This window comes from Lentilactobacillus sp. TOM.63 (assembly GCF_030361045.1).
GTDB lineage: Bacteria > Bacillota > Bacilli > Lactobacillales > Lactobacillaceae > Lentilactobacillus > Lentilactobacillus dabitei.
Window position 1 is genome coordinate 1 of sequence record NZ_JAUCAP010000085.1, and the last position, 10271, is coordinate 10271.

General features: G+C 44.1%; 9 protein-coding genes and 13 tRNA genes. 4 read left to right on the top strand and 18 right to left on the bottom strand.

Annotated elements, in window-relative coordinates:
• Positions 1–227 precede the first annotated feature (227 nt).
• Both QUF07_RS12035 and QUF07_RS12040 read right to left on the bottom strand, forming a co-directional pair.
• Complete coding sequence (locus QUF07_RS12035) at positions 228–1565, bottom strand: sensor histidine kinase (RefSeq protein WP_217164257.1); 1338 nt, start codon at positions 1563–1565, stop codon at positions 228–230.
• On the bottom strand, positions 1562–2254 hold the full coding sequence (locus tag QUF07_RS12040) for a response regulator transcription factor (RefSeq protein ID WP_217341612.1): 693 nt from the start codon (positions 2252–2254) through the stop codon (positions 1562–1564). The genes QUF07_RS12035 and QUF07_RS12040 overlap by 4 nt, the downstream gene beginning before the upstream one ends.
• 264 nt (positions 2255–2518) lie before the next feature.
• Here QUF07_RS12040 and QUF07_RS12045 point away from each other — a divergent pair, with 264 nt between their 5' ends.
• From QUF07_RS12045 to QUF07_RS12055, 3 genes are read left to right on the top strand one after another with little or no spacing between them, the layout of a single operon-like run.
• Positions 2519–2926, top strand: coding sequence for a GtrA family protein (locus QUF07_RS12045; RefSeq protein ID WP_217164275.1), 408 nt, complete (start codon positions 2519–2521; stop codon positions 2924–2926).
• Between the two features lie 7 nt (positions 2927–2933).
• Positions 2934–5204, top strand: a complete 2271-nt coding sequence (locus QUF07_RS12050; RefSeq protein ID WP_289427597.1) for a glycosyltransferase family 39 protein — start codon at positions 2934–2936, stop codon at positions 5202–5204.
• 20 nt (positions 5205–5224) lie between these two features.
• Positions 5225–6208, top strand: a complete 984-nt coding sequence (locus QUF07_RS12055) for a glycosyltransferase family 2 protein (protein ID WP_289427590.1) — start codon at positions 5225–5227, stop codon at positions 6206–6208.
• A 126-nt stretch (positions 6209–6334) separates the two neighbouring features.
• Here QUF07_RS12055 and QUF07_RS12060 read toward each other — a convergent pair whose 3' ends face one another.
• The 3 genes from QUF07_RS12060 to QUF07_RS12070 form a co-directional block, all read right to left on the bottom strand.
• A complete protein-coding gene (locus QUF07_RS12060; protein ID WP_217164263.1) occupies positions 6335–7009 on the bottom strand; it encodes an adaptor protein MecA in 675 nt (224 codons plus the stop codon).
• Positions 7010–7125: 116 nt separating this feature from the next.
• On the bottom strand, positions 7126–7524 hold the full coding sequence (spx, locus tag QUF07_RS12065) for a transcriptional regulator Spx (protein WP_289427594.1): 399 nt from the start codon (positions 7522–7524) through the stop codon (positions 7126–7128).
• Between the two features lie 108 nt (positions 7525–7632).
• Complete coding sequence (locus tag QUF07_RS12070; protein ID WP_217341610.1) at positions 7633–8370, bottom strand: MBL fold metallo-hydrolase; 738 nt, start codon at positions 8368–8370, stop codon at positions 7633–7635.
• A 110-nt stretch (positions 8371–8480) separates the two neighbouring features.
• Here QUF07_RS12070 and QUF07_RS12075 point away from each other — a divergent pair, with 110 nt between their 5' ends.
• Positions 8481–8984 (top strand): monooxygenase, encoded by a 504-nt coding sequence (locus QUF07_RS12075; protein WP_289427595.1) that lies wholly within the window; start codon positions 8481–8483, stop codon positions 8982–8984.
• Between the two features lie 128 nt (positions 8985–9112).
• Here QUF07_RS12075 and QUF07_RS12080 read toward each other — a convergent pair.
• From QUF07_RS12080 to QUF07_RS12140, 13 genes are all read right to left on the bottom strand, one after another.
• A tRNA-Asp gene (locus QUF07_RS12080) sits at positions 9113–9187 on the bottom strand.
• Between the two features lie 4 nt (positions 9188–9191).
• Positions 9192–9265 (bottom strand) — tRNA-Met (locus QUF07_RS12085).
• A 26-nt stretch (positions 9266–9291) separates the two neighbouring features.
• Positions 9292–9363, bottom strand: a tRNA-Glu gene (locus QUF07_RS12090).
• A gap of 7 nt (positions 9364–9370) precedes the next feature.
• Positions 9371–9458: transfer RNA gene (locus QUF07_RS12095), tRNA-Ser, on the bottom strand.
• Positions 9459–9462: 4 nt separating this feature from the next.
• Positions 9463–9536, bottom strand: a tRNA-Ile gene (locus tag QUF07_RS12100).
• A gap of 10 nt (positions 9537–9546) precedes the next feature.
• Positions 9547–9617: transfer RNA gene (locus QUF07_RS12105), tRNA-Gly, on the bottom strand.
• A 17-nt stretch (positions 9618–9634) separates the two neighbouring features.
• Positions 9635–9707 (bottom strand) — tRNA-Phe (locus tag QUF07_RS12110).
• Between the two features lie 5 nt (positions 9708–9712).
• Positions 9713–9787, bottom strand: a tRNA-Asp gene (locus QUF07_RS12115).
• Positions 9788–9791: 4 nt separating this feature from the next.
• Positions 9792–9865, bottom strand: a tRNA-Met gene (locus QUF07_RS12120).
• 6 nt (positions 9866–9871) lie between these two features.
• A tRNA-Ser gene (locus QUF07_RS12125) sits at positions 9872–9959 on the bottom strand.
• A gap of 44 nt (positions 9960–10003) precedes the next feature.
• A tRNA-Ile gene (locus QUF07_RS12130) sits at positions 10004–10077 on the bottom strand.
• Between the two features lie 10 nt (positions 10078–10087).
• A tRNA-Met gene (locus QUF07_RS12135) sits at positions 10088–10161 on the bottom strand.
• Positions 10162–10194: 33 nt separating this feature from the next.
• A tRNA-Pro gene (locus tag QUF07_RS12140) sits at positions 10195–10268 on the bottom strand.
• Between the last annotated feature and the right edge of the window lie 3 nt (positions 10269–10271).

The following is a 10271-nucleotide window of genomic DNA, read 5'->3' on the forward strand; positions in this document are numbered from 1 at the left end:
AAAACAAAAAGAGCCCTAATCACAAAGTGATTAGAACTCGAATTTAGTTTCACCAACAACAGTTGACGAAGAGCCAACAAAAAAGACCAACTATTCCAAATTAGGAATGATTGGTCTTTTTCGTTAAATTCTGGGATCAAAACGCCTATTCCCAGTCTTGTTTTTTGACTAAATTCCAGGATCAGCCGTTTACACGCTACTGTGAGAACATCGGCATGGCTGGATGCTTATGCTCGAGTTGTCGCCGTCTGGTTGCGCATACTAATGGTTGCGACAAACACGGCCCCTTTGGGATGATTATCCTTCACAGTAATGGTTCCATGGTGCTGGTTAACGATCCATTTTGCAATCGCCAGTCCCAAACCGTTTCCACCAGTCTTGGAATTTCTTGATTTATCAGACCGATAAAATCTTTCGAAAATTCGCTTTTTGTCTTCGTCTGCGATTCCCACGCCAGTATCTCGTACTTCAATTGTCAACTTGTCACGGACGCGGCTGGTTGCAACCGATACTGTGCCACCTTTTGGGGTATATTTGATGGCGTTATCCAATAGAATGATCAATAACTGCCGAATCAAATCTGCATCAAAGTTGCCATGACCGGATGCTCTAAGCGTCTCATCCAACGATTTGTGCTGACTGGCTGCAATATCCTTATACGGTTTCAGAACCTGATCGAACCATTGTTGCAAATCCACGCTTTGAATATTGATTTCAATTCGACCGGCATCGGAACGAGCCAACATCAGTAAACGATTGGTGAGTGTCTGCAAATGCCTCACTTCATCAAGCGAAGTCGAGATCGCATCTACTTGATCAACCACTTGGGACTTCGGTTTCGTCAGCATATATTCCATTTGATTTTGAATCACCGTCAGCGGTGTCCGCAGTTCGTGAGCAGCATTAGCACTAAATTGACGTTGACGTTTCCACGATTCAACAATTGGCTTCATACTTGATCTGGAAAGATAGTAAGCAATGCCAATCGCCAATATCCAAAACAACGTTAAGGTAATTAAGAGCGAGCGCCTAAAGCTGTTAATGGCTAGTAAGTCGGTATCAATGTTCTCCAAGATTAGGACATAATTGCCGGCATACATCGGATTGGTATTGGATTTGGGAACCTTAATCAACAGCGACCGAAAATAGTGCAAGGTGTTATCCGTTGACATCAACGTGACTTCTTGAACCTTGTTAATCTGAGTCTTGTCTAATTTAGTATTGATAAACAAATTGTAAATTCGATTCCCCAGCATTTGAGCGTTGATGATCTGCCCACGTTTATTAAACACTAAAATATTCGTCCGAAATGGGGTATCGCCATTATTAGGGGCGGTCACACCAGGTGCCGTATTCCCATTGTCGGTTCGAAAGCTGGGCTGCTTTTTATTATTCAGGACAACCTGCTTTTGCGTAATGAGTCCGTGGTCGATATTTTTATAAATCGACTGATGAAAGAAAAAGTTAACCACTAATCCTAACACCATGAATAGCAACGCAAACCCAATCAGCTCCTTGACAAAAAGGGAAAACTGCTGCTTTTGTTGTGGATCGCTGTTCTTCACGCTAGGGCCTCCGTTTCAAACATATAACCAACGTTTCGTAACGTCTTGATTGGTGAAAGTGAGGCTGATTTCTTGAGCTTTTTTCGTAAGTTACTCATATAAACCTCGACCACCGAGATGGCTGTTTCGGATTCAAATCCCCACAACCGGTCAAAAATTTGATCTTTGGTAATGATCGTATCCGGATTTTGAATGAAGTATACCAACAAATCAAATTCTTTGCCATTTAATTCCAGTGGCTTATCGTTGACACTCACAATTCGGTTACTTAAGTTGACCTTAAATGGACCAACGGTCAGCTGGTTGTCGTTACCAAGGTGGCCGCTGCGCTTCAATAAAGCCTTGACCCGCATAATTAATTCTTCTCGGTGAAATGGCTTGGTCAGATAATCATCGGCTCCCAACTGAAAGCCATGCACCTTGTCGTCCAAGGTATCTTTAGCAGTTAAAATCAGCACTGGCATACTTAGATGATCCTCGTTTCGCCAGTGTTTTAAAATATCGTAGCCATTAACTTGTGGCAGCATGAGGTCTAGGACAACCAGGTCATAAATGCCTTCTTGGCCGAGCATCTGACCTTCGAAGCCATCATGAGACACAGTTGTTTGAGCAATTTCATTAAGAAATAATTGGAGGCTCTTGGCAAGTTCTTCGTCATCCTCAACAATCAAAATATGAAGTTCTTTCATGGATGGTATCTCCTTTTGTAAGTACGCGTAGGCACGGGATTAAAACTGGAATATCAGTCTAATCACGTGGTTAAAATTTATGGTTGAAGTGCTTCTGGGGAAATTTCTGCCTAGCAGAGCTGTCCTTCTACTCTATTTAAAGTACCGAGTTTTCACAAAGCCGTCAACTAAATTAGCCAAATTTTATCGAAACCCAATTTTTAAGCTTAATTTATGCTTGCTTCGATAAACTCACTACATCAATAAAAAAAGGAGGTTGATCACATCAAAAGCACAAAGCAATTTATCAAATTCGGGCTGACTGGCCTGCTTAATACAGTCCTAACCTATGTCATTTATTTATTACTGCTTCAACCGACAAACGCCACCTTTGCAATGGGCGTTGGCTACGGCATCACATCGCTTATCGGCTTGTCGCTGAACAATAAATGGGTATTTAAAACCCACGGCAACCTTAAATTAGTGGTTATTAAATATTATGCCACTTATCTGTTTACCTGGTTAATCAGTATTGGCATCGCGCACATTGCCAGCAGTTCAGCAATCATTAACTCACAACTGATTCCACTGGTGAGCTTGATGATTACCGTTCCCACAAACTTTTTGCTTTCAAAATTTTGGGTATTCAACAATAAAAAACAATTAAGGGAGGCCCACCACCTTGGCAGCTAATCAAAGAATGGTTGAAAATGCCCAAATCCGGACCAATAAACGATCTTTCAAAATTGATTGGATCTTAACGCTGATCCTAATCCTAGCGCTATTTCTTTACGGCTGGCAGATTTGGAAAGCTGGTTCAGCAAATGCCTTTTACACCGCGGCAATTAAGAGTATGACGGAAAGCTTCAAGAACTTTTGGTATGGTAGTTTCGATCCTGCAGGTTACATTACCGTTGACAAGCCACCCGTCGCCTTATGGTTTATGGCGATCAGTGCCAAAATTTTCGGAGTGCATGGTTGGAGTGTCGTTCTGCCATCGGTTTTGTTTGGCGTTGGTTCAGTGTATCTTATGTATCGACTGGTTCAACCCTACTTCGGCAAATCAGCGGGCCGCTTAGCAGCACTTGCTATGACCCTCACGCCGATCGTGGTCGCTGATTCCAGAACAAATAACATGGACGCAATTTTGATCTTCTTCTTGTTACTAGCGTTGCTCATGCTGGAAAAAGCAATTGCCAGCCAAAAGTTGGTAACGTTACTCACCAGTTTTGCGTTAATCGGCATCGCATTTAACGTTAAGATGCTCCAAGCTTTCATGATTCTACCAGCGATGTATTTATTTTACTGGCTGGCAGCCAATGAAACTTGGAAAAAGAAGGTTACCAAGCTCGCATTTGCCACAATCTCACTACTCGTTTTCACGTTGGCCCTGCCCTTATCAACCGATATGACCTCCGCCAGCAAGCGTCCCTACATCGGTGGTTCAGAAACAAATTCTCTCATGGAATTGGCGTTTGGCTATAACGGGACTGAACGCTTACTCGGTCAGACGACTGGGACTGGTGGGACCTTTGGTGGCGGAATGAACAGTAAAACGCAGACTAAAAAAGGCGGCGGACCCCAAGGCGGCAAGCTGCCGACGAATATGAAGAAGGGCAACGCAAAAGCCCCTGGAAAAGTCGGTGGTAAAACTGCTCAAGGCATGCCTGGTGGTCAAAATCAAAAAGGCGGCCCGGGAAAAATGGGTAATGGCGGTGGCGGCGGTGGTGCATTTGATATCGGCACCATCGGTCCGTTCAGGTTATTCCAGTCATCACTAGGACCACAAATCAGCTGGTTACTACCCTTCGCCATTATTGGCTTGGTTGGTGGGCTTGTCTTTTTCCGTGATCGTAAGCGCAAATGGTATGCCCTCTCTCGCGAACAAAAGCAGCTGATCTTGTGGACTGGCTGGCTCGTTCCAGTTTATGGTTTCTTTAGCGTTGCCAGTTTCTTTCACCCCTATTACATGATTATGCTGGCCCCCCCAATTGCGGCGTTATTCGGAATTGGTGTCACAGCTTTGGTCAAATTGTTCAATCAAGGACGTCGTAACCGTTGGCAATTTTATTTATTGCCGGTCGCGCTTATTGCAACCGCGGCCCTGCAATCCTGGTACGTTTACAGTTACTATCCTTGGCTCACCTGGCTAATTCTGGCGGTGGCCATTGGCATTTCTGCCGGCTTAGTCCTCCTGCCTCACCGAACGATTACCCAGCCATTGATCATTGGTGGCCTACTCGGTATTTTGGTGGCACCGGCCTGGTGGTCGCTCACACCCACAATTGCGGCTGAGTCGGCCATGATTCCGACTGCTGGCCCATCGCTTTTGACATCTGGTCAAGGCGGTTCAGCAATGGGTGGCGGCATGGGCAATAACCAAGTCAACTCTAAATTGCTCAATTATTTGGAGAAGAATCAAGGCAATGCCAAATATCTCTTTGCCACCAGCGATTCGACGACAGCCGCCCCTTATATCATCAAAACGGGTAAGGCCGTCATGGCAATGGGTGGATTTAACGGAACCGATCCGGCAATTACCTTGAAAGAATTTAAAAAATTAGTCAAAACTGGCCAACTCAAATACTTCTATTATTCCGGCAAATCAGGAAATACCGAGATTATTAACTGGATTAAAAAACACGCAACCAAGGTCAAGACCAGCTTGTATCAAAATACCAGCTCACAGGCAGTTGGAACCTCAAGCAGTCAAACCGGCAGTCAGAAGCAACCAAGCTTTAATGGAAAGACCAAACCGACCGGCACCAAGAAGCGGGGTGCCATGACACCGCCATCGGGTGGCAAACGGGGCGCTGGAATGAGCGCCACTAAGAAGCCCGGAACTAAGAGCAAGGCAACCACCCCAACCCGCCAGACTAAGCAAGGTAACGCTCAACAACCTGGTGGTATGGGAATGGGCGGTATGGGCTCAACCGGCGTCCTATACGATCTATCGACAATCTACAAATAATTTGCAAAGGAGGTCCTCAAATGGATAAAGAAACTGAATTAATTTCAATTGTCCTCCCAGTCTTTAATGAAGAAGCTGGCATTGAAAACACAATTGATAGTTTGGAGAATTTCACTGCCAATCAGCCACAAAACTTTGAATTGATTTTTATTGATGACGGGTCAAGCGACCAGAGTGCCAAGTTAATTGCGAGTTCGCAGGCATATCACTCAAATATTAAACTCGTTCAATTTTCCAGAAATTTTGGCCACCAACTCGCCATCACGGCTGGCATCCGTTACGCAAGTGGTGACGCAGTCGTTGTCATGGATGCCGACTTACAAGATCCCCCCGCTGTGATCGTTGATATGATCAGTAAGTGGCATGAAGGCTATGATGTCGTCTATGGTAAACGGGTGCTCCGGGACGGTGAAAGCTGGTTCAAAAAAGTAACCGCGGCAATGTTCTATCGCGGGTTACAAAAAATCACCAGCATCAAAATTCCGTTAGATACCGGTGACTTTCGATTAATGGATCGTCAAGTTGTCCACGAGCTCAGTCGAATGAACGAGACCGACCCGTTTGTTCGGGGGATGGTCAGCTGGGTTGGCTTCAAGCAAGCAGACGTTGAATATGAGCGGCGAGAACGAATTGCCGGCTATTCAAAGTACCCGTTAACCAAAATGATTCGTCTGGCGATGGATGGAGTCACGTCGTTTTCGGCGGTCCCCCTGCAGCTGGCAAATTGGCTGGGAACTTTTTCGATTCTATTTAGCCTGGGCTACTTGGGATTTGCCCTGTTCACCCAAATGGATACCGCTCACTTTGCAGTCTTCTCAATTTTCTTAATGGTCGGAATCCTGTTACTCTCGCTTGGAATGATTGGTTCCTATTTATTCAGGATCTTCGAGGCATCCAGGAAGCGGCCACTATACATTGTTTCAAAGACGACCGGTTTTCAGGATCACCCATCCCCAAAGACTTACTACACAACAACGTTAACAAAACGCGCCAATAACTATTAGATGATAAACGGCCGCCAACCTCTGATTGAAATTGAGTTTGGCGGCCTTTTTGAATGGGCATCTGAATAAGTCGTTAAGTGCTGGGATCAAATCGCCGTTTGTCCCAATCTTTAGTGAATTTCAAAATCATTTAAAATAGTATCTGCTCAATTCCAACGCACTATTTTCCATCAATTGTTGACCATACTCAGTCAAAACATCTTCAGTGATGGTGGTCTTTTTGCCATATTCGTTCGCAATTGCAACTTCATCACTGACAACCATATCAACTGGATCGTTGCTGAACAATTGTAGGATCAAATAGTACTTATCTTGGTACAAGTACAAATCTGACGTCCCATTTTCCAGTCTCAACGCCTTCGCTAACTCAATAAAGTCGTTTAATGCATCAAATTCAAGAATCACAGTTCTCTTTTGATGCCCAAATTCATCATTTGTTTTGCTATCACCTGCATGTTGTGGTTTGCCGGTGTCTGGATGTTCATCAATATACTTGGACACCTGATCACGCTTATCCTGGTTACCACTCTTTGAATCCAACATCATTTCATTGTTAGAGATGTCAACATCCTTACTGATGAACAGCTCAAGTCCATTTTGATTTGGAAGAACTTGGAAAGTGACGGCATCATTATTCTGAAATTGATGATCTTTGTCAACTTCCTCAAGAATACTGTAGAAGAAGCTTTCAATCTGTTTATGATTCCCGAGTAAATCCAGTACGGTAATCCCACGTTTATCAAGATCATCATTACCAATTAATACTCGAATTGTATTCTCGTTAATCCGTTCCATTTCCATCTTAGCCACCCCTTTCAATATCCTAGGGTTATTAATAATAACATTGTAACATGAATACTGTCCATGTAAATAATACGGCTAAAAATGGTTATTAACAAGTAATTAAGACATTTTCATTATAGCGCATTTCGAATGAGGCGCTCCAAGTCATTCTTCCGAACTTCTCGTGGTAAGAAGCGACGAATCTCATCATCGTTAAACCCGATTTCTAAGCGTTTGGCATCCATCAGGATTGGCCTTCTAATCATTTCGGGGTGGGCTGCCAAAAGCTTGATCAGCTCACCAATTGTTAAAGAATTAATTTTGTCTTTGTATTGTTCGTATACGTAAGATCGGGTTGAAATTAGGCCTTCAGTCCCCCGTTCCGACAACATTAGAATTTGTTTTAATTCTGTCGTAGAGAGTGGTTGAGCAAAGATATTTCGTTCCCTAAAATCTACCTCGTGATCGATTAACCACTGTTTTGCTTTTCTACAAGATGTGCAACTTGGGGTCGTTAATAAATTGACTGTCATAAGTTTCATCCTCCTAATAATCATTTCTGTATCTTGATTATATAGAAGAATGTTATAAAAGTCATAAGATTCACAGAATGACCATATAAAGACCTTTTTTGGTCAAATTTAGATGACAACTGTCAAGTGCCGACTCGCAACCAGAATGGGGATCGAACCCGCATTGTGTTGCGCTTCAGCCTTTAGCTTGGTCATATCTCCAGTAGCAGGTAAGTGCGTCAGCAATAATTGATGATCATGCGCATCTTTAGCAAGTTGGCCGGACTCTGTGGAAGTCATATGCCACTTCCGACCGGTTTTATTAGCAAAGAAATTGGTATCGGTCATCAGCAGATCTGCATTAGCGACAAAGCCTGTGAGTTCCTTAAAGTAGGCTGTGTCTGCCGTAAAAGCCAGCACTTTGTTGGTTGATTTCTCAATAATCCTCAATGCAAATGCAGGCACTGGGTGGTGGGTCTTGCAGAAGGTAATTTCAAACGGTCCGACTTCCAATGATTGATCGGGATCATAAGCAATGCCTTTTGTTGAGTTTGGCCAATCAAGCCCTGCAAAATTTTGTTTATCCAGTTGATGGCCATAAATTGGGAGTACCTTTTCAGTATATCGCGGGTCATGCAATTGCCAGTAGTATTGAAGCACCCCAACGTCGGCCGTGTGATCATGATGATAGTGAGTTAAAATGACCGCATTTAGTTTCATGGGATCTAATACTTCTTCCAAGCTTAACAGCGCTGCGCTCCCACAATCTATCAATAGATTAAAGTCACCAGATTGTAACAGGTAACTGCTTGTTCCATTTCCATTAGCAGGATAACCACCTAAAAAGCCTAACACAGTTAATTTCACAAATAACCCTCCTCATTTTCTTTCAGTATAATGTCGGTCAACGACATTGTAAATGTTTGGCTAAGTTCGTGAAAAAAAGTATAATGTTCTTAGATGTAGGAGGTGGGTCTATGAACGAACAAATAGCGATTACATTTGGTAATAACAAGATTCTGTCTGAAATTAAGGCAAATCACCCAGATCGTGATTTGCATGTTTTTCAAGCGTTGAATCAAAACGACAAGTTGATGATGTTGGATTATTCTGGAAAGCCATCTGTATTTCAATCACCGGTGTTGTACGATGTGTTAAGCCACACTGGTGCGGATAAATGGGATGGGTTTGTCAGTTTCTCTGCAATGGATCTCAATTTTGATCAACAAAAAGTTTTTGACGCCAGAATTAACAAGTTACGCAGTGACGGACTACCGGATGGTATGCATTCAATCTATTCGCTTAATTACCATAAAGATATCAATCAACGCGTCATTCTAGGCACCTGGAACTCATATTCAGACTTCGAATTATGGAAGAACGGGTCCCATGAATTTATTCCAAAAGAATATCGCGATTCACCGAGTTTCTATTCGCATGAAGCGTACTACAAACCAGCTAAAAAAGCTGAGGCGAATTAAGCATCAATTTAAAATAAAAAATGTCTATATTCAATCGTCAATTTGGCGTTTGAATATAGACATTTTTTTGATGTCATTCTTTCGACTTTAGCGTTAAAAAACAAGCTACCAAGCTGTAACCTGTACACCGGTTCGTACGAGACTCGAACTCGTGATCTCCTGCGTGACAGGCAGGCGTCCTAAACCAACTAGACCAACGAACCAAAATTGCGGGAGCTGGGTTTGAACCAACGACCTTCGGGTTATGAGCCCGACGAGCTACCAGACTGCTCCATCCCGCGATAATATAAAAATTCATTCTCATGAATGACCCGTACGGGATTTGAACCCATGTTACCGCCGTGAAAGGGCGGTGTCTTAACCACTTGACCAACGGGTCATTTGAACGGAGAAGGAGAGATTCGAACTCTCGCGCCGCTTACGCGACCTACACCCTTAGCAGGGGCGCCTCTTCAGCCACTTGAGTACTTCTCCAATATGGGCCTAAATGGACTCGAACCATCGACCTCACGCTTATCAGGCGTGCGCTCTAACCAGCTGAGCTATAGGCCCATTAGTACAAAGCGGGTGACGAGAATCGGACTCGCGACAACAGCTTGGAAGGCTGTGGTTTTACCACTAAACTACACCCGCAAAAAATATTAAAAAAGTGGCGCGGGACAGAATCGAACTGCCGACACATGCAGCTTCAATGCATTGCTCTACCGACTGAGCTACCGAGCCAAAAGCGGTTCGTACGAGACTCGAACTCGTGATCTCCTGCGTGACAGGCAGGCGTCCTAAACCAACTAGACCAACGAACCAAAATTGCGGGAGCTGGGTTTGAACCAACGACCTTCGGGTTATGAGCCCGACGAGCTACCAGACTGCTCCATCCCGCGATAATAAGGAGGATGAGAGATTCGAACTCTCGCGTGGTTTGACCCACCTAGCGGTTTTCAAGACCGCCCCCTTCAGCCACTTGGGTAATCCTCCATAAATAAGCTGATATAAAACGAACTCTAAAAATGTTGAGTCGATGGACCTTGTAGGACTCGAACCTACGACCGAACGGTTATGAGCCGTTTGCTCTAACCAACTGAGCTAAAGGTCCAAGACCTATATCGCGGCAGGGGGGATCGAACCCTCGACCTCCCGGGTATGAACCGGACGCTCTAGCCAGCTGAGCTACACCGCGATGATGACTAAATAAATGATAATGTTCTATCAATCGGGAAGACAGGATTCGAACCTGCGACCCCCTGGTCCCAAACCAGGTGCTCTACCAAGCTGAGCTACTTCCCGAAA

What these genes read in the sequence shown, in the direction of transcription:
- QUF07_RS12040 (WP_217341612.1), bottom strand. Translation starts at nt 2,254, where the DNA reads ATGAAAGAACTTCATATTTTGATTGTTGAGGATGACGAAGAACTTGCC.
- QUF07_RS12050 (WP_289427597.1), top strand. Translation starts at nt 2,934, where the DNA reads ATGGTTGAAAATGCCCAAATCCGGACCAATAAACGATCTTTCAAAATT.
- QUF07_RS12055 (WP_289427590.1), top strand. Translation starts at nt 5,225, where the DNA reads ATGGATAAAGAAACTGAATTAATTTCAATTGTCCTCCCAGTCTTTAAT.
- QUF07_RS12060 (WP_217164263.1), bottom strand. Translation starts at nt 7,009, where the DNA reads ATGGAAATGGAACGGATTAACGAGAATACAATTCGAGTATTAATTGGT.
- spx (WP_289427594.1), bottom strand. Translation starts at nt 7,524, where the DNA reads ATGACAGTCAATTTATTAACGACCCCAAGTTGCACATCTTGTAGAAAA.
- QUF07_RS12075 (WP_289427595.1), top strand. Translation starts at nt 8,481, where the DNA reads ATGAACGAACAAATAGCGATTACATTTGGTAATAACAAGATTCTGTCT.